The following is a 22602-nucleotide window of genomic DNA, read 5'->3' as shown; positions in this document are numbered from 1 at the left end:
GCGGACCAGACGGCTTAGGGGGCGGCGCCAAAATGGGAAAGCAGCCTCGGCAGCTCTCACCCCACGTCTCGCTGGAGCACTTCATCGGCGCAGAACTACGCCGCTTCCGCAACCAGCACGGCCTCTCCCACAAGCAACTCGCGGCTCGCGTGCACGTCAGCCCAGAACTGATAGGACGTATCGAACGGGCGGACCGGCGCCTGTCAACCGACCTCGCCGTCGAGCTAGACGGCGAGCTCGAAACCGGTGGTTTGCTCGTCCAGGCGGTTCTGCAGCGATCACCTGTTCGTTCCGCCGCGTCACGGCGCGCCAACCCACTCGACCCTGTAACTGAACTTGGCTCGCTGGTCACGTTGGAAGTCGGCGAGGCGGCGGAGATCCTCGAGCGAGCAACGACGCGTATCGCCGACTACCCAAACCACGCTCCGACAAAATTGTGGTTCGAGACCCAGCGCGACCTCCAGACAGCCACGACGCTCCTGCGGGGACCTTCGAGCCTTCGCGCACATCGAGCGTTGCTGGGCGGCGTCGCAATCCTGGCGGGAACGGCGGCTCACCTTCTAATGGACCTCGACGATCGTCCCAATGGACGACGTTACCTGGAGCTTAGCCACGAGGCAGGGCGCGACTTGGAGGATCCCGGGCTTCTCGCGTGGTCCTTGGGGATGGGCGTCATCGATTCGCTGATTGACGCAGACTTTGATCGAGCCGTGCGAATGTCGGAAGAGGCGGAGGAATTGCCAGCGCATTCCATCCGGCAGCAAGCGTGGCTAAGCGCCCTGCGGGCCCGTGCCTATGCGGGCGCTGGGGAGGAGCGTGCCGCACTGTCCGCCTTGGAACGCGCAAATGCCGAGCTTGAAACGGCGGAGGAGCCCACGGCGCTGGCATTCTTCGACGAGGCACGGCTGGAAGGTATGACGGGGACTACCCAACTGCTCCTCGGCCGCCCCTCTGACGCGGTGCGAACGATCGACGCTGCGATTTCAAGGCGCGATCGCGAGGACGTGAAGGGCATCGCTCTTCTCATGCTCGACCAAGCCGAATGCCAGATTCACATCGGCGATCCCGAATCTGCCGTTGCACGGATCACTGCTGCTGTCGAGCTGTCAGAGACACAGATGGTCGCTCCGATTCGCGACCGTCTCACGGGTTTGCGCCGCCAGCTGGCACGATGGTCACAGACGGCCGCAGTCATGGGACTCGAAGGACTGCTTACGGCGTCGACGCTACCCGTCGGAAAGGCATGACCATGCGCTGGAAGGTCCACGGCACTCGCGAGATTTACGACAGCCCGTGGGTGCGGCTCCGGCTTGACGACGTCACGCTGCCATCCGGACTGCGGCTTGACCATCACGTCATCGAGTTTCCCAAGGCGTCCGTCGGCGCTGTAGTTACGGACACCGACGACCGCATCCTTCTGCTTTGGCGGCATCGTCACATCACCGATGTCTCGGGCTGGGAAATCCCCGCCGGCTGGGCCGAGCCGGACGAAGACCTGGCTGAGGCAGCGCGGCGCGAGATCCTGGAGGAGACTGGCTATGAAACTGAGCACCTGACGAAGCTCACCGTTTACCATCCCCTCAGCGGTATTAGCACCATGACCTACACCGTCTTCCACGCTACAGAGGTCATGCAGGTCGGTGAGCCTGAGGTTGACGAGGCTGACCGCATTGCCTGGTTCACCCCGGCCGAGGCTCGATCGCTTCTCGCCAAGGGCCAGGTCCCCGATGGCCCGAGCCTGACTGCACTCGGTATGTACCTCGCGACAACGGCTGACTGAGCGGGCAGCCGAACGGGCTGCTGACGCGGCGTGGATCCAGCGACCCTAGGCGGCGCTAAAGGGCGGCAAGACTTCGTGCAGTTGGCTAAGGGAATCGATCCGCCAGTCGGCGTGGTCCGTGACCATTGGGTCGTCGGCCCATAGATAACCCCAGGGTCCGCGACGAAGGTGGGCTGTGCGCAGGCCAGCGGCTTTGGCAGGAACGATGTCGTTGGCGGGGTGGTCGCCGACATACACGATCTCGTCGGGCCGGCCCGGAGCCCAGTCGATAAGCCGAGTGAAGAACTCAGGGGCGGGTTTTGCAACATCCCACTCTCCTGAGGTGGCGATGGCATCGACGGGGAGGTCAAGCGCCCGCAAAAGTTCAGCGGCTCGGACCGTCTGGTTGCCCGCGACACCGACCCAGAAGCCTGCATCGCGGAGGGAAGCTAACGATGGCCGTACGTCGGGGTAGAGATCCTGCTCGGAGATGGATTCGCCATGGCCGGCAGCTTCGCGTGCGGCCCGCTCAGCCTTCAAGTCGAAGTCGGGCCGGATCAGTCTCAAGGCATGCGCGTTGTCATGTCCTAACGCGGTCACCGCGCCGACGAGCGCGGCGAGGGTGTGATGAGGAACGTCGATCCACTCCGCCCAGGAGCTCCAGAACGTCGAATCGTCCATGAGCGTCTCCCCCACGTCGAAGACGACAGACCTGATCGGCATACATACCTCCAGTAGACTAGGTCGCAGAAGGTGCACAATAGAGCACGTCCAGTGCAGGATACGATGGCCGCTGACCCTCGGCGGACAGGGGAGCCTGACGTGGTGTCGCTCAATGATCTTGGTAATCGGTTGCGCATCCTGCGCGGGCTTAACGACCTGACACAGCGCGAGCTTGCCGAAGCTGCTGGTGTTTCGAAATCACTGCTGAGCAAAGTGGAGACAGGACAACGTCGAGGTACCTGGGATCTGGCTGTGGCCGTCTCCGAGGCGCTGAAAGTCGACCCAGCTGTTGTCCTCGGCATCGCGACTGATTCACGGAATGCTACGGACCGAATATCGGCGTGCCTCCCTGAGCTTCGCAGGATCATGGCTGAGTACGACTGTCCTCCCGACCTTGGACGTTCCATCCGGCCATTGGAGATTCTGGCCGCCGACGTCGACAAGGCCGGAAAGCTGCGATTGCAGTCGGGCTACGCAGCTCTGGGGCTGGTGCTTCCGTCGCTGCTGGAGGAACTGACCGTCGCGGTGCACACCTACTCGGGTAGCGATCGAGAACGCGCCTTCGGCCTTCTGGCTCTCGCTTACCGCAGTGCGGATGCCGTCGCGCACAAGCTCGGCCACCACGATCTCTCCACAGTCGCGATTGATCGTGTCCGTTGGGCAGCCGAACAATCCGGAGACGCCTGCATGGCAGCTACTGCAGCCTACGTTCGCGCAGAGTCCTTCTTCATCGCGGGTTCGGTAGAAACTGGTCTTCGCTTGCTCGCGACCGCGGGGGAACGGATCTCGCGTCAGACCATCACAGACAAGAGGGCCGCAGCGGTCTACGGTTCCTTGCACGCCCGAGCGGCGGTTCTCGCGGCTTTCGGAGGCAAGGCTTCGGCGGCTCATACGCATCTGGAAATTGCCGATGGCATGGCCAACTTGGTCGGAAAGGAGGTGAAGTACTTCCAGACCAGTTTCGGGCCGGCGACGATGAAGGTCCACGAAGTCGCCGTCGCGGTTGAGCTTTCGGACCCAGATGAAGCATTGCGACGTAGCCGCGGCTGGTCGCCGCCCGACGAACTTCCGGCCGAGAAGGCAAGTCATCACTACATCGATCTCGCTCGAGCTCACGTCTGGCGCAATGAGTTTGACCAAGCCCTCTCTTGCCTGCAACTCGCGAGACTTCGCGCTCCTCAACACACCCGGTCCCACCCGGGTGCCAGGGAGGTAGTAACTGCCGTGACCAGGCGCTCTCGGCGACCGTCTGATGCCGCTCGCGGCTTCGCGCTGTGGCTCGGTGTTGCGCCGTGAGTGTAGAGAACGTCGCTTGACCGTTTCTTTACCAGCGGCACCTCGATGTGGCACAGCTGTGAAACTTGGCAGCTTCACCAAGTGTGATCCTTTCATCACCGGCTCGTGGATTGCCCATGGGCTCCGTGACTGATGGGGATGACGATGGCACAGCGGCTTCGACCCTTGAATCCTGAACTCTCGCCTCGTCACCGCTTTGGATGCGAACTGCGACGAAAGCGGCTTGCTCAGAGACTTTCCTTGGCGGCCCTTGGCGGAAAGATCAATTACAGCGGCGACCTGCTTGGTAGAGTCGAGAAGGCGGAACGCCGACCCTCTGTTCACTTGGTGGAAGCTCTCGATAGGGCTCTTGGCGCCGGCGGAGAGCTGATTCAGCAATGGCGCGCCATAGCGACTCCAACGAGGGAAGACAGGCCCCTGCTTTGCTCGGGATGTCGGCGGCCTACGTCATAGCAGCCTGTCTGCGACTCGACCGAGCGGATACCGCCGTCATAACGCACCTCCAACCCAGGGATTTCATCGCGCCTGCTTCCCTCCAGGGTGACCGCTGACGGCCTGGGGTGAAAGAACTCTAATGCGGACAGGCCGACTGTCCGATTCCAAGGGCTTCCGTGCGGTAGGAGACGGCAGGTTCGATGATGTGGCCCGCCCGTTCCTCACTTCGGCGAGGTTCGTCGTGGCACGGAACGGCAGTTTGGGATGACGAGGCACGAAGGAGGACGTCGATGGTGACCGGCACGAGCACGACCACAACGGTGGCTAAGAGCACCATGCCGGAGTCCTTGACGAGGGCAGGCGTCGATGCATCGTCCGGCGACCGCAGTTGTGTCGCGGAGTCCCGTAACCAAGCCTGGGCGCATGAATGGTGGCCGACATGGGACAGCCCTGACGAGCTAGTAATGGGCCACTTCGGGACTGGTGAGGGCGCCGATGTCTGCTGAGCTGAACGACTCCGGGATGCGTGCCGCATCCGATCAGACTGCGATCGTCGCTTTGTGCGGGTCCAGGGCGGCCGAGTCTCTCCGGCAGGCGGAGGCAGATTTGACGTTGGCCGGCAAGGTCGTGCTGACGCCATTCCTGCTTTCGCATTTGTCTCGCACCCCGATGGGGCCGCCCGAGCGCGACCGGGTTCGGGCGTTGGACCGTGCGCGGATTGCAATCGCTGACGAAGTGGTGGTCGTCAATCCGGATCGCTATATCACCGATTCGGCATTTGAGGAGATCGCGTTCGCCTTGCAGTTGGGCCGGCCGGTCGCGTTCACCGAGCCGGTCACGGTGATGGGACTTCGGAGCCAGTTCTTCGATGCCTTCCTCTCCGGTGCCAAGACGATCGAGGTCCGGCGGCTAGATCCCAAGCGCCTCGCGCTCCGGCCCGGCGAAATCATCCGCTTCGATAGCGGGCAACGCTCGCTGCTTGCACGGGTAACAACACTGCGCCACGCACCGTCGGCGGAGGCCCTGCTATCGGGGCTGGATGCCTCCGCAGTAGTGCCCGGAGCCGATCGCGACGAACTGGCGAAGATCCTTGAGGAGATTTACCCAGGGCTGTTCGACGTTCCGAGCCCGATGGTCGCCATCGGGATCAACATGGTCGGCGAGCTGCCGATAGACGAGCCGTCTCGGCAGCTTCCTGCCGGTTGTTCCATCACCTGGCATCCGGGGCCGCCGCCTGCCGGTATCCCGGTGACCGGCGCGGCCGGCTGGCTGGTCGATCCGGTGGATGGTCGGGTCCTGGTCCAGCAGCGCGAGGGTGCCGGGGGCGCGTGCCGGTTCGCGTTGCCCGGCGGTGGTGGCGAGTTGGTGGACGACGGAGATCCACTGGCCACGCTGTCGCGGGTGGCGATCGAGGAGTTGCTGGTCGAGATCGATGCTGCCATTGCGGTGTATCTGGGCTGCCAGATCATTACTGGCCACCCAGATCTGCCGGAGCCGCATGCCAAGGCCTGCTTTCTGGTGCCGATCAGCTTGTACGACCCCATCGGTCCGGCCATCGATGATCCGGCCGGCCGTACCCATCGGAGGTTCATGACCTCCATCGGTCATGCCGCCCAGCTGGTCGTCTCTGGTCGCGCTGGAGGTCATGAGGCGTCTGCAGCGCTGGTTGCCGCCCGCGCTCTGGGAATCTGCGTGGACAAACCGGCGCCGGCTGGTTTTCGCGACGACGGCGATGCGGTGCCAGTAACGGGATCCGGGGAATCCCGGTGAGCAGGGTTCGTGCGGCGGGGCAGAACGACGACGCGCTGCGGTGGTCGCTCGCGGGTCCGGACATGGACCTGGCCGCGTCTTTGGAGGAGCTGGCCGCCGGCAACTTCATTGCTGCCTCTGACTTGCTGAAGCGAGACCACTCTGCTGGGCCGGCGTCTGATCTGCGTTGCTATCGGTTGATGCTGATGGCGCAGTCGGCGGCGCCGAGCGGAGCCGCCGAGCGCTGGGTTGCCGAGCGGCCCCGCGAGCGCGATGCCTGGGCGCTGCTGGCCCGAGTGGCAGTACTGCAAGCAGTGCGAGCGCACAAGCATGGTGAGCCGCGGGCCCGGGATCTGACGGCCCAGGCCTGGAGAGTGTGCGAAGAGGCCGCCGGAGAGGTTCGGGAGGATCCGGTGCCCTGGGTGGCCCGGCTTCAACTGGCCGCCGCTATTCCGGTGGGCAAGAACCCCGCCTCGGGCAAACTTGAGTTCGAGAATCCCTACCCGCTACTCGACGAGGTGCGGCAGCGGCATCGGCTGTCGCGGGAGGGCCACTTCCGTCTGCTGGCGGCCGTCGGCCCCGAGGCCGGCGGCACGATGGGCCAGGTCATCGAGGCCATGCAATATGTCATGCAGTATGTTCCGGAGGGTTCGGTGCTGCACCTGCTGCCGGTGCTGATGCACCTAACCTCCTTCCGCACCAATGCCGCCGCCGGCACGCGGGCTCGCCTCTTTGCCGCCGATCGTGAGTGGTCAACCTACGCCGCCAAGTTCGCGATCGAGGGTGCGTACGGACGCTGGTTCGCCAGCAGCCGCCGTCACCCCGAGGTGCTGTTGCCGGATCTGCACCTGCTGGCCCACGCGCTGTGGCGGGCGGATTCGTTCGATGCGGCCAGCGAGGTGTTCCGCGAGATCGGTCCGTGGGCGGTGGCGGTGCCATGGAACGAGCACGGCGACGCCGAGCGGATTCTTCAGCGCGCCCGCGACCGCTGTCTGAGCCCGCCCGGCTGACGACAAGCGCCCACACAGCTCCCGGGGCGGCGACCACGCCCCCCTCGGCGTCGCCCCGGGGCTCCACTCGACATCGGCACTACCGGCCGCAAGCGCGGCTGGTTCAACTCCCCCTGCACCACCACTCGGTTCACGACTTCAAAGAAAAGAGGTTGCTGGTGAACACCAGAGCAAGGTCCGGAGCCGATTCACGGCCGAGCCCCGCAGCAGCTGCCGCCCCCGACGATGCCGAAGTGCTGCGACGACTCGGCTACCGCAGCGAACTGGCCCGCAAAATCAACGGGCTGGGCAGCATGGCGATCTCCTCGACGATCATCTCCCCGATCACCGGCGTTTTCTACTCGGTGCCGCTGGTGATGGGTGCCGGAGGGCCGGCGGTGATGGTGTGGGGCTGGCTGGCCGCCGCCATCATGGTGATGTTTGTCGGCCGCTCCATGGCCGAGATCACCTCCAAGTACCCGACGTCGGCCGCGCTGTACTACTGGTCATCAGCCCTGGCCAAGAAAAAGAAAAACAAGAAAGTTGCCTCCTGGTTCACCGGCTGGCTCAACTTCGCCGGACAGATCGGCGGGACCGCCGGCGCCGACTACGCTGCGGCGACTTTCGTCCAGGCTCTCATCGCGCTTCAGCGGCCCGACTACAACCCGACCCCGAAGGGAACGCTGCTGATCTTCGGGGCGATCCTGCTGGTCCACGCAGCGATCGCGACCGCGTTCGGGGTGAAGGCGATGGGCAGGCTGAACAAGTTCGCCACCGCCTGGCTCGGCCTGGGCGTGCTGGTGATCGCCGGGTACCTGGCGCTAGCACCGCATCACACCTCCCCGTCGTTCGCCTTCGGTCACTTCGTCAACACCACGGGCTTCCGCTGGGGCTGGTACGCCGCCGGCATCGGGTTGCTGCTGCCCATGGGAACCTTCACCGGCTACGACGCCTCACCGCACATGTCGGAGGAGACCACCGGGGCGTCACTCGCTGCACCGCGCGGGATCGTGCAGGCGATCAGGTACTGCACCGTCATCGGGTTCGTGCTCGTGGTCGCGATCGCCTTCTCCATGACCCACTACGCAGATGAGGCCGGCGCCTCCAACCCGCCGCTTCAGATCCTGCTGGACGCCGGCAGCCCGACCGGCGCGAAACTCATGCTGGCCATCATCATCGGCGCGATGTTTTTCTGCGGCCTGGCTAACCTGACCAGCAACTCCCGGCAGATTTTCGCCTTCTCACGGGACGGCGCCATACCCGGGGCGCGCCACTGGCGCACCGTCAGCGCCCGCACCAAGACCCCGACCAGGGCGGTGTGGTTCGCCGCCGTGTGTGCGTTTGCACTCGGGGTGCCGTCGCTGTGGAGCACCACGGCCTTGTCGGCGATTCTGTCGGTGAACGTGGTCGGCATGTACGTGGCCTACGGCATCCCGATCTGGTTGCGGCTGCGGCAAGGCCGGGACTTCGAGCCCGGACCGTTCCGGCTGCGCTGGCCGCTGCTGAACGCCTGGATCGCCGTCGGCTGGGTCGCGACGGTGACCGTGCTGTTCGTGCTGCCCACCGCCAGCCCGATCACCACGACGAACTTCAACTACGCCCCGGTGGCGCTAGCAGTAGTGCTCTTGATCTCCGCCGTCTGGTGGGTGATCTCCGCGCGCAGGACCTATCACCCGGTGATCCCCGGCGGCCCGCAAGCCGCAGCTGATGTGCAGGAGGCGGCAGCAATATGAGCACCCCGACTCATCCACTGCCCAATCACCAGCCGGGCTTGGCAGCACCAGAGCTGCGGATCGAGGCCGCCGACGCCACCGCACTGCCGATGATCTACGACTGGGCGGCGGCGAACTCCTGGTCGCCCGGTGAGCACGACTTCCGCTGTTACCTGGAGGCCGACCCGCAATCCTTGTATGTCGGCTACCTGGGCGTCGAGCCGGTGTCGGCGGTGTTCGTGGGCAACCACGATGCGGACTTCGCGCACCTGGGCGCATACATGGTGCCCCCGCAGCACCGCGGTCGCGGCTACGGCCGCGCCACCTTCGATGCGGCGATGAACCACGCCGGCAGCCGGGTCGTCGGACTGCACGCGGTCACCGATCAAGTCGAGAACTACAAGAGGTCCGGATTCGGCCCCACCTACAGCACCTGGCGGTACTCCGGTGTACTGCCCGCGCCACGGCCCAGCACCCCCAGCAACATCAAGATCGTCGACGCCGGACAGGTCGGCCTTGCCGCGCTGACCGAATACGACGCCCGGCACTTCCGCGCCAGCCGACCGGCATTCCTACAGGCATGGACCTCGGCCCCCGGACACCTGGCCAAGGTCGCCCTCGACCACGACGTTGCCATCGTCGGCTTCGGCGTCATCCGGCCCACCGTGGACCACGCCCGAATCGGCCCGCTGTACGCCCGCGACACCGGCACCGCCCGCACGCTGCTGCACGCGCTGACCGACGCCATCAACGCCACCACCGTGGCCATGGACGCACCGGAGACCAACCGCGCGATCGAGCCCCTGGCCGCCGGGCTTCGGCTCGCCCCCGACTTCCAGATGGTCACCATGTTCACCGCCGGCCCGATCAAACCAGTCCACCACCCCGGCGTGTTCGCGGTGGCAAGCGCCGAGCTGGGCTAAGCGAACAGAGGAAGCCACATATGTAGGGTCTGCGTCTCGGCGACCAAATCCGCGATCCTGTCACCAATGTCCATCTCGTTGGTCAGCCGGCACGGACTTGCAGGTCCTGGGCCTCACCCGATCCGCTGATACGGGCAGCCCAATTAAATTCTCGGACGGCGGTGAGGCCGAGTAGATGGACACATCCGACACCACCAAAGCAAGGGGGGCCGAACACATGTCAAACACATTGTCGGCTGAGCACGCCGAGGCCGCTGCCGAGGTTTTGGAATACTTGCGTTCCGCAGACAAGGAATCGCGAACGGACGCCATGACCGGCCCGGCCCGGCAGATCCTGGAGGCGCTGATAGGCCGGTACGCGCGCACGGCCCGTGCAGTGCGCCGCGTCTCGCCGATGCTGCTGCCGCTGCTTCCTGGCGATGACGAATTCGACGACGCGCCAGAGTTCGCGGACTTCGCCGACGCGGAGGCATGGTATCTGGCCAATGCCGACGGGATCGCGGATGCGATGGTCCTGGCTGGCCAATACGAGGCCGACGAGCGTAGCAGCCAGGTGGTGCGGGCTTTGGAGTGCGTGCTGACCTCTGTGCACGATACGGACCGGCGGCGAGTGCTGTCCGACCTCGCGCTGGCCTCAGCGCGCCGGCTGGGCGATAAGTCCGCCGAGGTATACGCGCTGTTGAACCGGGGCGGCGCCTACAAGATGGCTAACCGGCCGACGCAAGCGATCGAGGACTACGAGCAAGCGGCAGCCCTGGTTGGCGAACTCAACGACACCGCTAGCACGGTGGCTGTCCTGAGCCGTCTCGCCGTGGCCTACGCGACCGCACGGCACCTGGACGATGCCGAGGCTGTCCTCGTCCAGGTGCTTGGTCAAGCGGAGGGCGACGATGCCTGCCGGGGAATGGCGTGCGTCAACCGGGCCTGGGTCGCCGCCGAACGCGGCGAGGCATCCGTTGCGATCGAGCACGGGCTCATGGGCTTGGAAATACTCCGGGCCTGCGACGCCGACAAGCTTTGGATCATTGAGGCGTACCTGCAGCTCACCACGGCCTACACGAGCCTTGGCGACCTCCAGGAAGCCCGCCGCCACCTGAACGAGGTATACACGATTTTTGCCAGTGGATTCGAGACCTTCCCCATGCGCATCTCCACGGCGCTCGCGAGCGGCGAGATCCTGCTAGCACGGGGCAACCACCTTGAGGCGATGGCGGCGTTCCAGGGCGTCATGCTGTTGCAGGCCGCAGGTCCCAGCCCGTACCGAATGGCAGACACCGTAGATGGTATGGGCAGGGTCCTGTTCGAGATGGGCGAGTATGGCCTCGCCTTTGACGAGCACAATGTCGCGCTTGCCGAGCGTGAGAGGGCCGGGGAACCGTTCGCCACCGCACGCACCGGCTACTACCTGGCCAGGGCGAAGTTCGCATCCGGGTGTCTGGACCAGGCTGCCCTTCTGCGCGATCAGGCTCTGCTGAAGCTGGCCGGGATTGTCGACCCCGCCGCCGATGCTCTGCGTGCGCAGCTGAACCAATTGTCAAGCTGATGTCTCCTCAAGAGGGCAAGCAACCGAACACCCACGAAGACCACAGCCTGCCGATTAGCCCCAAGGAGCTACATAAGATGAATCTTCTGAAGGTAAGTAGCGCCGCCAGGCGCGGCCCAGCGACTACCGGCAGCGCAGCCCTCCCGGCTCTAGGCGGCGACGGGTCTGGTGCTCGGAACCGCGACTTGCGGTTGCTCCGCGTCACCCCGGCGAACTGGCCCCAGATCCAGGAATGGGCCGCCGAGGAGTACTTCAACATGGGCCGCGGCGACGACGCAATCGTGGCGCACACCGACCCCGACGCCTTCTTCGCCGGATTCATCGGCGAGCGCCACGCATCCGCAGTGAGCGTCGTCAACTGGGACGAGAACTTCGCGTTCGCCGGAATGCTGCTGGTGGACCCGGCGCTGCGTGGCATCGGCCTGGGCTGGGACACCTTCAACGCCGCCATCGGCCACGCCGGCGATCGTGCGGTCGCCGTGGATGCGCCGATGAAGCTGGAGGACTGCCTCCAGCAGCTGGGGTTCGTCACAGCCTGGCGGATCATCCGCTGGGCCGGCCGCATCCCGCCAGCGCGCAAGGCCGACCCGCATGTCGTTCCGGTCGTTGAAGAGCACCACGGTCAGCTGGCGGCGTGGGATGCTGCGTGCTTTCCGGCTGACCGTCCGGGCTTTGCCACCGGATTCGCCACGGCACCGGAGCGGCGCGCCCTGGTCTACTCCGACGCCACGGGCCGTATCCGCGGATACGGAGTTCTGCGCGCTGTGGGCGGCGCGATGCGGATCGGGCCGCTGTATGCCCAGGAGTCCTACCACGCCGCGGCGATCTTCGACGGGCTGTGCGACCTGGCACGGCAGGCCGATGCGGTCACTGTCACCGTCGACGTGCCCGAGCCGAACGTGGCGGCGTGTGCGGTGGCCGAGACCCGCGGCCTGAGTTACGACAGCGACGCGGTGAGGATGAGCAGGTCGGGTGCTGCCGGCCCGCCCCGCAAGATCGATCTGACCAGGCTGTACGGGCTGTCGCTGCTCGGTCTGGGTTAGGCGGTGAGACCAGGAATGAAAGAAGCCGCTGGTGTGATCGCGGTCATTGGGGTACTCGTGGTCCTGCTGCTGCCCGACTATCACAGCGCCGACCCGTCCGCTCCGCCTGGCGCAGTGCCGCCTTCTGCGGTGGCAAGCCGGTGAACGGCACCGCGCCGGACGCGTAATCGTCGCCTCGGAGCACTCGCGCGGTGCGCCGGGAGCGATCGCGGCCCGAAAACCGTACCGGCACGCGTCATGCCGTCGGGCCGTCGCGGCCGGCCTGGTCCACCACTCCCTACCGGCCAGGCCGGCCGCCCATCTCGGCACCGATCACAGGCCGGTGCCGACCACCACTGTCAGGAGAGCTGTTGTCATGCCATCGCCATTCACCCACGAGCAGTCACGTACCGCAGAACAGGTACACGCCGCCCTGGAACCTGGGGGACCAGCTGTTCCCAGCACCGATATGGACACGCTGTTCCGCCGGTTCGCGGCGGCGGTGGTGAACCGCGTCCTGACCGACGCCGACTCCGCCTTCCGCTGCTGCGAGGAGATGCTGGGCCCGGTCCTGCCGCCACCGGTACTTCTCACCGGCTACGCCGGCGCCCCGGCGGAGTCGGATGCCGCGGCTGCCGTGCACTTCGCCGCCGAGTGGGTCGCCGCGTCCGGCTCGGGTGCCCCCGGGCCGCAGAGAGCCGAAGCCGCAGCCTGGCTCCGCACTCGTGCGCGGGTACTTCCCGCTGTGGCGTTGCTGGCGGCGCGGGCTGGGTGGGATCGGCAGTGCTGGCAGCTCGCCGCGCGCTGCTATGAGCCGCTGCTCGCCGAAGGAGCGCTGGCCGAATCCGTTGCTGTCTGTGCTGCCGGGTTGGCCGCGGCTCAACGCTGCCGTGACCCCCACGCCGTTGCCCTGATGCATCTGGCGTGTGGTTCTGCCGCGACGATGACCGGCTGGCTCGATGAGGCCCTGGCCCACTACGACCAGGCCTTGCCGACGTTCCAGCAGATGGGCGACGAACGCGGCCAGGCGAGAACCACCCTGGGGGCTGGCGCGGTGCATCAAGCCCGCCGCGAGCTGTATGCCGCCCGGCTTTGCCAACTGGCCGTGCTGGAGACTACGAGCATCCCGGCCCTGACCGCGCTGGCCACCGGCAACCTGGGCCGTATTGCCCTGGACAGCGGCGAACTCGACGAGGCGGTCCGGTGCAGCACTGCGGCGCTGCGAATCATCGACGGCGCCGGGATTCCCGCACTGTGTCAGGTGATGGAAGTCAGCCACGACCTTGCCGAAGCACACCTGGCCCTTGGCGATCTACCGGCGGCGCGCCGACACGTGGCCACGGCGCTGAGTGCCGCCAATGCCGCCGCCGACCAGGACATGACCTTCACCTCAGTGCACGTGGCCGTGCACCTGACCGCCGGACGGCTTGCCCTAGTCGAGGGGCAGCCCGAAGACGCTATGCGCGAGTTCACCCGGGCTCTGGAGATGCGCTCGAACGCCGACGCACACCTGGCGGATCTTCTCGAAGGCATTGGGCAGGCCCTCGAGGTCCAAGGACAGCGAACTGCCGCACAGGCGGTGCTACATGCTGCGCTGTCGCAGCGCCGAATCGACGGTATCGCGTACCACACTGCCAGCACGATGGCGCATCTCGCCGCCGCATACCAAGACCAGAACGACACTCTCGCCACTGAGCTCCGCGCCGAAGCCATCGCCCAGCTCCGTTGCCTGGCCGATGCCCCATCGGTGATGCTGCGTGAACGTTTGGCGACAGCAGCCTGATACGCGATCCCCATCGATGGCGCCGCTGCCTGTTCATCGGCTCCGCCGACTGGGAACCAACGACGGCTCGTACTCAATCGATCGCTGTATGCCCGTAGCGGGCTGCTCGAGTCCGCCGCCCCTGACCATCTGGCCTGGAGTCGCCATGCCTACATCAGACCGCTTCCCGGCCGCCACGGAGGAGATCCCGCTCCTCCGCGCGCCGGCGTCAGACCCGCACGCATGCGTGGAGTTCCGCTGATGACCGCCACCGAGGCCGTAGCGCCGGAGCCCGTCGTGTCCGCGGCGGGGCCGTCACGCCTGGCCCGGACCAAAGCCCTGTTCTCTGTCGACGCGGTGCAACGGTATGACGTTGACGACCTGGCTGCTGATCCGTATGTGGCGACCTGGACCCGCGGTTACGTTGAAGCCGCCAGCTCGACCTTCTGGAAGATCGCTGGCCGGATGCCGACGCTGCTGCGATTGACCTTGCGGCTGGCCGCTGAGCAGTCACGCTGGCGCGTGGTGACTCTGCTGTCGGTGCAGGCACTTTCTGGCGTGTTCCAGGCCCTCGGGTTGCTCGCTACCACCGGGGTGCTCGCGGCCCTGTTCACTGGTCGCCCCACAGCCGACCGCATCGGGTCCGCGCTGCCGTCGCTGATCCTGATCGCCGTGTTCACCGCGGCGACCGCGCTGGCCACCGGTATCAGCTCCCTGATGCAGTCACAGCTGTCTCCAGCGATGGACAGTCAAGCACTGACCAGGATCCAGGAGCTGTGTACCGGGGTGGAGCTGGCGGCGTTCGACGAGGTCGGCTGGTTCGATGCCGAAAACCAGGCCGAACGCGGCGCGGTGTCGCCGCACTACCTGCTCCAGGCCGTGGTACGGATCCTAGGCGGGCTGGCCACCGTAGGATCGGCGGTGTTCGTAGTGACCCTGGTTCATCCGATCCTGCTGCCGCTGGTCATCGTGACCATCGTGCCCCGCTGGTGGGCAGCGGTCCGGGTCGCGAAGATGGACTACAAGGTCTTCATCCGCCAGTCCGAGGGCCGACGCCGCGTCAACCAGATCGCCAACATCGGGCAGTCGATCTCACAGGCCGCCGAGGTCCGCGCCCTTGCCCTGTCAGGGTACCTGGTGGGCCGCTACCGGCGAATCTCCCGCCACATCGTCGCTGAGAACCGAGCGCTGCAACGCGCTGAAACCCTGTCGGAAATGCTCGGCGACACCATCGCCGGCATCGCCGTGGCCGCGGTGTATGTCGTGCTGGGCCTGCTGCTGTGGCGGAACATCATCCCGCTCGCCGCCGGCGGAACCGCCGTCATTGCGATCGGGCGCGCCCAATCCTCGCTCCTTCAACTGGTCACCAGCGCCAACGCCCTGTTCGCCGAGGGGATGTACTTCGACGGCTACCTCACCTTCTGCCGGCACGCGGAGCAGGCCCTGCCCAAGCCGGGTTCCGCCGAGGTGCCTGAGAACTTCGAGACCATCACCGTCCAGGACGTGTCGTTCGCCTACACCGGCTCGGACAAGCCAGCGTTGACCGGTGCCAGCCTCACCATCCGCCGCGGACAGGTCGTGGCGCTGGTGGGCGAGAACGGCGCGGCCAAGACCACCCTGGCCAAACTCCTGGGCCGCGGCTACCTCCCGGACACCGGCACCATCTGCTGGGACGGCATCGACACCGCGGAGATGGACCCAGACCAGCTGCGCCGCCGTATCGCCTACATCGGGCAGGACGGAAACCGCTACCCGTTCACCGCATCAGAGAACATCCGGGTCGGGGACTGGCAGCGCGAAGAAGAAGACGGGGCCATCCAGGCTGCCGCGGAAGCCTCCGGCGCGCACGACTTCATCACGAACCTCCCTAACGGATACAACACCTTGATGGACCGGTCGCTGTCCTGGGGCACCAACATCTCCGGTGGCCAGCACCAGCGGATCAACCTCGCCCGCGGGTTCTACCGGCAGGGGCAGCTGGTCATCGCCGACGAGCCGACCTCGAATCTCGACGCTGCGGCCGAGATCGCGTTCTACAACAAGCTCCGCTCCTACGGCGGCACCATCGTCATGGTCACCCACCGCCTCAACGCCGTCCAAGCCTGCGCCGACCACATCTACGTGCTGGAACACGGCCGCATCTCCGCGCACGGCACCCACGCGGAACTCATGGCCGACGCTGCCGGCGGCTGGTATCGCGGCAGCTACCTGCTCCAACAGAACTCCTTCACCATCCGCGCTGACTCCGCGATGACCAGCGAATCGAGAACTCACGCATGAACACACGGTCCGCGCCGCAAGCGGCCTCCGACGCCAGCGGCGGCAACGCGAGGAAGGCTGTGAGAGTCCACACCGTCCTAATCCGCGGCGACGGCAGGATCCTGCTCCAGAAACGATCGGCGAACCTCACGCTCGCACCAGGCCGCTGGTCCACCGTTTCCGCGGATCTGGACGCTGGAGAGAAGGTCACCCTCGGCGCCCTACGTGAACTACGCCGAGAAACCAGCGTGGAAGTCGATCCGGAGCACCTGCGCTTCCTCAAACTGATGCATTCCGTCAACGATCAAGAATCCAGTCCCGCGTTCGCTGTGTTCTTCATCGCCGCCAGGTGGACGGGGACGCCCCGCATCATGGAGCGGGACAAATGCGAGCGGCTTGACTGGTTCGCTCCAGACCGGCTGCCTGCACCGATCGTGCCAGAGGTAGCCCACGCCCTGGCCGACGTCCAGCACAGCCTGAGCGAACGCCGGGCAGTCGAAGGCGTTCAGCGCTTTCGACTGGGACCACCAGGTTTTGCAGCAGCCTCATGAGCGCCCTCGAAGCTGCTCCTGGCCCAGTACGCCCACCAACCGGCTGAGACAACACCACCAGCCCCGACCACAACCCGACTATCAACGATCAGGGGGAGCCCGAACATGACTATCCTCGACCTCGACGACCAGGCCGCGGCCAACGCGGAGGCAGCCGATGCGATCCTGGACAGCCTTACCATCGGCACGCAGGCTCCGACAGTGCTCACTCCCGGCGGCCGGGCGTCTCTGGCGGCATTGGCCGCCGCATACGTGCGCACCGCAGATGCCGGGCACCGGCTGTCGTCCTCGCCGCTGCCGTCGGTCCTGGCCCCGGCGCCACCGGAAGTGTTCGGCACCCGCTACGAAGACGCGGAGCAGTGGTACACCCCCCGGGCACCCCGCATCGCCGGCATCGTGCAGGTCGCGGCAGCCGTGGGCCTGGACGAGCTGTGCTACCTGCTTTACGCCGCCGTCGAGCCGATGACGTCCTCGCTCCACGACTTGGAGACCTTGGGCGCGATGACCCCGTACGCCCTGACCGCGGCCCGACGCCGCGGTGACGGCGCCGCCCTGGCCCGCACCCTGCTAGTAGCCGGCGGTTGGCACAAGATGTCGGGCAGGCTGCAGGAGGCAATCTCCTGCTGCTCCGAGGCCGTCTCGATCTACGCCGAACTCGGCGCGGACGACCTTGCGGGGGCGCTAAACCGGCGCGGCGCGGCCCTGCTGGCGGCGCACCGCCTGGACGGCGCCGAGGACGACTTCCAGAACGTCATTGTGCTGGCCGACGGACGCGACCCGGTCATGACGGGCCTGGCCCACATGAACCTGTGCATCCTGCGCGTGAGACGCGGGGAATGGGCCTTGGCGATCCAGGCAGGTCTTGAGGCCGACCGCGCGTTGACGGGCACCAAAGCAGATCCCGTGTACCGGCTGGAAGTTGCCGTCCAACTGATCGAGGCCTTCGTCGGCAGCGGCGAGCTGGAACGGGCAGAGGAATACGCCGCGAACGCCCGGGTGCTGATGGCCGATACCCGGATGGCCACCATCAGCATCGCCGCGCTCATCACGATCGGGCAGCTGCGTCTAGCCCAGGATCGCCATGACGAGGCGTTGGCCGAGTTCGGGCAAGCGATGCTGCTCCAGGCCGGAGGCAGCCCGTGGCGGCTCGCCGACATCGGCGAGGGCATGGCCCGCGCGCACCTGGCCCTTGCCGACACCGAGCAGGCCATCACCGTGTTGCAGCGCGTGCTCACGGCACGCCGCAAAGCTGGTGTTGGCTTCGTCACCGCCCGGACGCTGGCGGTGCTGGCCGACGCCCTGGTCGCCGCCGAACGCGGCGACGAAGCGCGCGAGTGCCGGTCGCAGGCTCTAGCTCTGCTGTCCGGCATGCAGGATGCCGCCGCACACGCGCTGCGCACAACCTTGACCGACGGCGAGCACTGACAACGACGCCCTTGCCTGGCTGGTGCGGCGCGTCCGGAGCGTCGGCCACGGACCTGGCCGGGCTCCACGACAGTGCACGTCGGCCCGGCGGATGCCGACGGCTGAGCGGATGCGGGCGCTGACGATGTCACGCCCAGCTGCTCGGGGTGCCGCACCCCCATGGCCGGTGCGGCGCCCCGAGCAGGGCCGAGGTGCCGGACAACACCGAACCGGTTCCTGAAACCGGCATCGGCCGATGACGGAGAGGCGGCGGCGCTAACACTGGCCACGGCTTGCAGCACGAGCAACCACCCGCGAGCCCGGGCACAGAGCCAGCCCCTGTCATCCACCAGTAGATCCGCCCCCAGGTGCGCACCACGCACCGCATCCATCCAGTGAGAGGAACCGAGATGACCGCAAACGCCCCGGCCACCAGCGGGATGACTTACCAGCCCTACCACCGGCACCTGGTCGACGGTCTGGCGCCGCAGCAGCGCATGTACGCCGAGCTGTCCGAGCGAGCCACGCTGATGCAGTGCCTGTCCCCGTCGGAAATCCCCGGCCAGCTGCAGACCCAGGAATGGGCGCGGGCCGTGTTCTCCTACAACCCCGGCTTCGCCGACGACGACCAGCGCACCGACATCGACGCCGCGGTCGCGGCCCGTACCGCCCGCAGGGCCCAGCTGACCGAAGGACGCTGCCAGTTCCACTTGTTGACGACGAGTTTCCCGCTGCGGTTCCGCCGCACCTGGCCGCAGCTGCCGGCACAGATCGACCGGCTCATCCAGGCCGCCCTCGAAGACCGATACCAGTTCGGGATCATCCCGGACGGCGCCCCAGCCCGACAGACCCCGCACACCTCGCTGTGCATTTACGACGGCGCCCTGGCCGAGGTGGAGACCTTCTCCGGGATGCTGTTCTTCGCCGACGCGCCGGACGTGGCTGCTAACACCAGAGCGTTCGAGGAGTGCGCACGGTTGGCGCTGTACGGCGAGGACGCAGTTGCCGAACTGCTGCGACTGCGCACAGAACTGATCGGCCCCTGACCTTTCCCGCTGTGCGGGGCTGCCTAGCAGTCTGCACAGCGTAGTGATTCGGGCTCACGGGTCGGCAGCGGAGCGTCGATAGATCGGTAGCTAAGAGGTGGAGGGATCAGTCATGACGGCGATGCGGTGGCGGCACGTGCCGGCGGCTGGGATTGATGCGGAGATTGACGTTGGCCAGCGAAGGGTCACGGTGCGGGTGGACGGCACGGCGGGGATGCCGGTTGTGCTGTGCTCGCCGCTGGATTCCAAACTGGAGTACTGGAATCCTCTCGTCGAGGTGCTGTCGGCATCGGCGATCGTGATCCGTTACGACCGGCCGGTGGAGCCGGGTCATGAGCTGATCCGTGACGGTCAGGATTTGGTGGCGCTGCTGGAGGCGCTGCCTGAGCACCTTCCGGTGGCCGGGCCGTACGTCGTGGTCGGGGCGTCGATCGGCGCCGTGGTGGCGCGTCTGGCGGCGCTTTCGGCCCCGTACCTGGTGGCCGCTTTGGTGTTGGTCGACGGCTCCCTTGAGTGCTTCGACGGCCATCCGGATGTGCCACAGCCCTGGCTGGACCGGTGGGGCGACGACGACCAGGTGGACGCGGTGGAACGGATCGAGCGTGCCTCGGCGAACGAGTGGCTGTCTGCTGCCGGGTATCTGGCGCCGTTGGGTGAGATGCCGCTGCGGGCACTGATTGCCACGAAGAAGGACTGGGGTGGGTTCGGGCACGATCGGGCCGTGACCGACGCGCTGGATCGGATCTGGCTGGCTGGAACTCGTCTGGTGACCTGCACATCCCTGTACGGGGTGTTAGTGGCGGCAGATACAGACCACCACATCGCCTGCGAGGATCCGCAGCTGGTGGCAGCCCAGATCGGGGCAGTCCTGTCGCGTGTGCCCGCCACCGATCCGCCGGTCACGCACGAGGGAGTGAGAGCGGCCAGTCACTGGTGGGCCGACCAGCTGCGTTACGACGATGCCGACAGCGCCCTGCAACCCCTGCCGGTAGACACGGACCCTTCAACGAGGCAGGGGCGGGCATTCCGCGCCGTGGCCGCGGACCAAAACGGGGTCGCCGCGGCTGCCGACATCCCGGAATCCTTCGATCCTCACCGCCTCACGGAGGCGCTGTATGAGGATGCCATGCGCTGTTATGCAGCTGGCATCCCCCAGTTGTTGGGCGGGCTGCATTCGTCGCTGGAATTCGGCGCGGTCGGGGTCAGCATCGGAGTCGGCACCGAGCCTGATGAGGTGCTGATGCGCGCGATGGCCGAGGCTGGGCTGCCGTCACGGTTACTGCCGATGCAGCATCGAACCGCCATCATGCCCGCCTACACCGCCGCCTACCGACGCGGGACCGCCCCGCAGGTACTGTGGCGGCATCCGACCCGCCCGATGCCGGCGTGCCCCGGCGACCCCGGGCAGGCTTGCGCACTGTCGGTGTTCCACCCCGGCGACCACCAGCCCGATCCCGGCAAGGGCGTAGCTGCGGATGATGGGGATGCCTCGACCCGAGAGGACGAGGCGTGATGGGCGACGGCATCCGACAGCGGGAGCAGCGGGACTGGGCTGGCCAGGACGAGTCGGGCTTGGCCGTTGGCACGGCGCCGCCGGCGTGGCCGCAGGGGTTGACGGTGCTGGTGAATGCCGGGCCGTGGCTGGCGTTGCCGACTGGCTCTGGCGGCCTGGAGGACGTGGTGGCCATGCTGGTCACCGGTCTACGGGAACGCGGCGTGCGGGTGGTGCTGGCCAGTGTCGGCGACACCTCCCTGCCGGCCGATGAGCTGATCTTCGCTTTCGACCACGGCCAGCACGCTCGGATGGGGCAGGCCTACGTCCAGGCCAATTCCATCGCTGCTGCGCACATGCAGGTCGTGATCAACCGGATCCGCGCCGGCGGGATAGAGCTGGTTCACGACCATCTGGAGATCTACGGACCGGCGATGCTGGCCACGATGGGCGATGACGCCCCGCCGGTGCTGCACACTGTCCACTGGCGCCTGGACAAGCACCAGGACTACAGCCGCTTCTACGAACTCCTCGACGGCCGTGGCCGGGTCGGCATCGTCGCCCGTTCGGCCGAGCAACTGAGCCGGTTCCCGGCGCCGTTGCGCCGTCAGGTGGTGGCCATCGTGCCCAACGGGACGGATGTGCCGTCTCTCGAGCTGCCGCCGCGGCGCGATGGCAGGTTGCTGATGCTCAACGACATCGCCCCGCTGTACGGCACCGACCACATCGCTGCGGCCTGCGCCGAGCTGGGAGTGGCGCTCACACTGGCCGGACCGCTGGCCGGAATGACGTCTGTAGCCGAGCTGCACCGGCTCCGGCAGGTCGCCGCCGTCGGCACCGATCAGCTGAGCGACCGCTCCGGCTATCTGTGGTTCGTCGCGAACGTTCAACCGCACCTGCGCGGCGGGCCGACAGGGGTGCAGTGGATCGGGACCGTGACCGGCGACCGGAAGTGGCGGCTGCTGCGATCGGCGGCGGCATTACTGACCACCTGTACGTCGGGTCAGTCGGTGATCCAGGCTTTGACGCTGGGGGTGCCGGTCATTACCACTGCCGAGTGGGGGGATCAGCATCTCGTGCGCGACGGGGTCAACGGGTTCATCATCGAGCGTGGCGCGGCAGCGCTGGGCGCGGCTTTGCAGAAGCTGCCGCGAATCAGTGCGCAGGACTGCCAGGAGAGCGTTGCCGACTACAGCGCGCAGTCCATGATCGACGGCTACCTTCGTGCATACCACCAGGCCGTGCATGCCGACAGCTGGGGGCGGGTGTGACTATCGGGCACAGGCCGCCGTCGCGCATGCGCCGCGCCGGCCCCTTTGATGGCCTGAAGTCGAAGGCGCGGCCAGTGACTGGAGCCGTTCTATGTAGTCGCGACGCAATGGTGTTCGAGACCGATCGCTGCATTGGGCAGTAAATCGAGGTCACCGGAGAAGATCCGTCTACTGAATCAGGATCATGCTTATGGATCGCATCATCAATCTCGACCACGCCGCTGACGAGATTTCACGGCGTCGAGGCGCCTGGCAGGCCGAAGGGCTCGATATCGGACCGGTGACGTGGCGTGACGAGGCGGCGAAGTGGCCGCATCAGCTCGAATTGGATCGTGCGAACGTCGCTGACCCCGATTCGGTGGGCGTCAAGATCAGCGGTCCGGGCGCGGAGCTGGAGGTGGTCCTGTTCCGCGGTGGCTGGACCCACATCGATACGCTAACGCGGGAAGGCGTCGACACAGAGACCCACGAAATACTCCGTGCGGCAGCGTTCGGGCCGATCATGGAGCACTGCGCATCCCGAGCCATCAGTGCCGGCCCCATCAGCCCAACTGAAACACTCGCTATCGAGCTGGCCCCAGTCCAGACATTTCGAGCCGGAACAACCGCCTGATCATCTTCACGTCGCGCCGGCAGCCGCTACTGTCGGCATAAACCTGACCTCTG

At 66.6% G+C, this 22602-nt stretch carries 19 protein-coding genes; 18 read left to right on the top strand and 1 reads right to left on the bottom strand.

The window, feature by feature from the left end; translation table 11 throughout:
* The first annotated feature begins 32 nt into the window (after nucleotides 1-32).
* Both ABH935_RS35170 and ABH935_RS35165 read left to right on the top strand, forming a co-directional pair.
* The gene (locus ABH935_RS35170) at nucleotides 33-1247 is read left to right on the top strand and encodes a multiprotein-bridging factor 1 family protein (protein WP_370382280.1); all 1215 of its coding nucleotides are present in this window, start codon (nucleotides 33-35) and stop codon (nucleotides 1245-1247) included.
* Nucleotides 1244-1780, top strand: a complete 537-nt coding sequence (locus ABH935_RS35165; protein WP_370382279.1) for an NUDIX hydrolase — start codon at nucleotides 1244-1246, stop codon at nucleotides 1778-1780. Before ABH935_RS35170 ends, ABH935_RS35165 begins: the two co-directional genes overlap by 4 nt.
* 45 nt (nucleotides 1781-1825) lie before the next feature.
* Here ABH935_RS35165 and ABH935_RS35160 read toward each other — a convergent pair whose 3' ends face one another.
* The gene (locus ABH935_RS35160; protein WP_370382278.1) at nucleotides 1826-2482 is read right to left on the bottom strand and encodes an HAD family hydrolase; all 657 of its coding nucleotides are present in this window, start codon (nucleotides 2480-2482) and stop codon (nucleotides 1826-1828) included.
* A gap of 99 nt (nucleotides 2483-2581) precedes the next feature.
* Here ABH935_RS35160 and ABH935_RS35155 point away from each other — a divergent pair, with 99 nt between their 5' ends.
* The 16 genes from ABH935_RS35155 (at nucleotide 2582) to ABH935_RS35080 (ending at nucleotide 22549) form a co-directional block, all read left to right on the top strand.
* Nucleotides 2582-3778 carry a helix-turn-helix domain-containing protein gene (locus ABH935_RS35155; protein WP_370382277.1) on the top strand — a complete coding sequence of 399 codons (1197 nt, stop codon included), beginning with the start codon at nucleotides 2582-2584 and terminating at the stop codon, nucleotides 3776-3778.
* A gap of 132 nt (nucleotides 3779-3910) precedes the next feature.
* A complete protein-coding gene (locus ABH935_RS35150; protein WP_370382276.1) occupies nucleotides 3911-4231 on the top strand; it encodes a helix-turn-helix domain-containing protein in 321 nt (106 codons plus the stop codon).
* Between the two features lie 477 nt (nucleotides 4232-4708).
* On the top strand, nucleotides 4709-5983 hold the full coding sequence (locus ABH935_RS35145) for an ASCH domain-containing protein (protein ID WP_370382275.1): 1275 nt from the start codon (nucleotides 4709-4711) through the stop codon (nucleotides 5981-5983).
* Entirely contained in the window at nucleotides 5980-6972 is a 993-nt protein-coding gene (locus tag ABH935_RS35140) for a hypothetical protein (protein WP_370382274.1), read from the top strand. Before ABH935_RS35145 ends, ABH935_RS35140 begins: the two co-directional genes overlap by 4 nt.
* A 233-nt stretch (nucleotides 6973-7205) precedes the next feature.
* Nucleotides 7206-8684 carry an amino acid permease gene (locus ABH935_RS35135; protein WP_370382273.1) on the top strand — a complete coding sequence of 493 codons (1479 nt, stop codon included), beginning with the start codon at nucleotides 7206-7208 and terminating at the stop codon, nucleotides 8682-8684.
* Nucleotides 8681-9586 (top strand): GNAT family N-acetyltransferase, encoded by a 906-nt coding sequence (locus tag ABH935_RS35130; RefSeq protein ID WP_370382272.1) that lies wholly within the window; start codon nucleotides 8681-8683, stop codon nucleotides 9584-9586. The genes ABH935_RS35135 and ABH935_RS35130 overlap by 4 nt, the downstream gene beginning before the upstream one ends.
* Nucleotides 9587-9761: 175 nt before the next feature.
* Nucleotides 9762-11129 (top strand): hypothetical protein, encoded by a 1368-nt coding sequence (locus ABH935_RS35125; RefSeq protein WP_370382271.1) that lies wholly within the window; start codon nucleotides 9762-9764, stop codon nucleotides 11127-11129.
* Nucleotides 11130-11206: 77 nt separating this feature from the next.
* Nucleotides 11207-12172, top strand: coding sequence for a GNAT family N-acetyltransferase (locus tag ABH935_RS35120; protein ID WP_370382270.1), 966 nt, complete (start codon nucleotides 11207-11209; stop codon nucleotides 12170-12172).
* A 724-nt stretch (nucleotides 12173-12896) separates the two neighbouring features.
* Entirely contained in the window at nucleotides 12897-13934 is a 1038-nt protein-coding gene (locus ABH935_RS35115) for a tetratricopeptide repeat protein (protein WP_370382269.1), read from the top strand.
* Nucleotides 13935-14174: 240 nt separating this feature from the next.
* Nucleotides 14175-16193 carry an ABC transporter ATP-binding protein gene (locus ABH935_RS35110; protein ID WP_370382268.1) on the top strand — a complete coding sequence of 673 codons (2019 nt, stop codon included), beginning with the start codon at nucleotides 14175-14177 and terminating at the stop codon, nucleotides 16191-16193.
* Complete coding sequence (locus ABH935_RS35105) at nucleotides 16190-16723, top strand: NUDIX domain-containing protein (protein WP_370382267.1); 534 nt, start codon at nucleotides 16190-16192, stop codon at nucleotides 16721-16723. Before ABH935_RS35110 ends, ABH935_RS35105 begins: the two co-directional genes overlap by 4 nt.
* Nucleotides 16724-16828: 105 nt before the next feature.
* Nucleotides 16829-18148: a tetratricopeptide repeat protein gene (locus ABH935_RS35100; RefSeq protein ID WP_370382266.1), complete on the top strand. Its 1320-nt coding sequence runs from the start codon at nucleotides 16829-16831 to the stop codon at nucleotides 18146-18148.
* Nucleotides 18149-18537: 389 nt separating this feature from the next.
* Nucleotides 18538-19173 (top strand): Scr1 family TA system antitoxin-like transcriptional regulator, encoded by a 636-nt coding sequence (locus tag ABH935_RS35095; protein WP_370382265.1) that lies wholly within the window; start codon nucleotides 18538-18540, stop codon nucleotides 19171-19173.
* Between the two features lie 112 nt (nucleotides 19174-19285).
* On the top strand, nucleotides 19286-20686 hold the full coding sequence (locus ABH935_RS35090) for an alpha/beta fold hydrolase (RefSeq protein ID WP_370382264.1): 1401 nt from the start codon (nucleotides 19286-19288) through the stop codon (nucleotides 20684-20686).
* A 104-nt stretch (nucleotides 20687-20790) separates the two neighbouring features.
* Nucleotides 20791-21936 (top strand): glycosyltransferase, encoded by a 1146-nt coding sequence (locus ABH935_RS35085; RefSeq protein WP_370382321.1) that lies wholly within the window; start codon nucleotides 20791-20793, stop codon nucleotides 21934-21936.
* Between the two features lie 190 nt (nucleotides 21937-22126).
* Nucleotides 22127-22549, top strand: a complete 423-nt coding sequence (locus ABH935_RS35080) for a hypothetical protein (RefSeq protein ID WP_370382263.1) — start codon at nucleotides 22127-22129, stop codon at nucleotides 22547-22549.
* Nucleotides 22550-22602: the final 53 nt, after the last annotated feature.

The organism is Catenulispora sp. GAS73, assembly GCF_041262085.1.
Lineage (GTDB): Bacteria > Actinomycetota > Actinomycetes > Streptomycetales > Catenulisporaceae > Catenulispora.
The sequence above is the reverse complement of the archived record's forward strand: the minus strand, read 5'-3'. Positions and strand labels throughout refer to the sequence as shown.

What these genes read in the sequence shown, in the direction of transcription:
- ABH935_RS35170 (WP_370382280.1), top strand. Translation starts at nt 33, where the DNA reads ATGGGAAAGCAGCCTCGGCAGCTCTCACCCCACGTCTCGCTGGAGCAC.
- ABH935_RS35165 (WP_370382279.1), top strand. Translation starts at nt 1,244, where the DNA reads ATGACCATGCGCTGGAAGGTCCACGGCACTCGCGAGATTTACGACAGC.
- ABH935_RS35160 (WP_370382278.1), bottom strand. Translation starts at nt 2,482, where the DNA reads ATGCCGATCAGGTCTGTCGTCTTCGACGTGGGGGAGACGCTCATGGAC.
- ABH935_RS35150 (WP_370382276.1), top strand. Translation starts at nt 3,911, where the DNA reads ATGGGGATGACGATGGCACAGCGGCTTCGACCCTTGAATCCTGAACTC.
- ABH935_RS35145 (WP_370382275.1), top strand. Translation starts at nt 4,709, where the DNA reads ATGTCTGCTGAGCTGAACGACTCCGGGATGCGTGCCGCATCCGATCAG.
- ABH935_RS35130 (WP_370382272.1), top strand. Translation starts at nt 8,681, where the DNA reads ATGAGCACCCCGACTCATCCACTGCCCAATCACCAGCCGGGCTTGGCA.
- ABH935_RS35125 (WP_370382271.1), top strand. Translation starts at nt 9,762, where the DNA reads ATGGACACATCCGACACCACCAAAGCAAGGGGGGCCGAACACATGTCA.
- ABH935_RS35120 (WP_370382270.1), top strand. Translation starts at nt 11,207, where the DNA reads ATGAATCTTCTGAAGGTAAGTAGCGCCGCCAGGCGCGGCCCAGCGACT.
- ABH935_RS35110 (WP_370382268.1), top strand. Translation starts at nt 14,175, where the DNA reads ATGACCGCCACCGAGGCCGTAGCGCCGGAGCCCGTCGTGTCCGCGGCG.
- ABH935_RS35105 (WP_370382267.1), top strand. Translation starts at nt 16,190, where the DNA reads ATGAACACACGGTCCGCGCCGCAAGCGGCCTCCGACGCCAGCGGCGGC.
- ABH935_RS35100 (WP_370382266.1), top strand. Translation starts at nt 16,829, where the DNA reads ATGACTATCCTCGACCTCGACGACCAGGCCGCGGCCAACGCGGAGGCA.
- ABH935_RS35095 (WP_370382265.1), top strand. Translation starts at nt 18,538, where the DNA reads ATGACCGCAAACGCCCCGGCCACCAGCGGGATGACTTACCAGCCCTAC.
- ABH935_RS35090 (WP_370382264.1), top strand. Translation starts at nt 19,286, where the DNA reads ATGACGGCGATGCGGTGGCGGCACGTGCCGGCGGCTGGGATTGATGCG.
- ABH935_RS35080 (WP_370382263.1), top strand. Translation starts at nt 22,127, where the DNA reads ATGGATCGCATCATCAATCTCGACCACGCCGCTGACGAGATTTCACGG.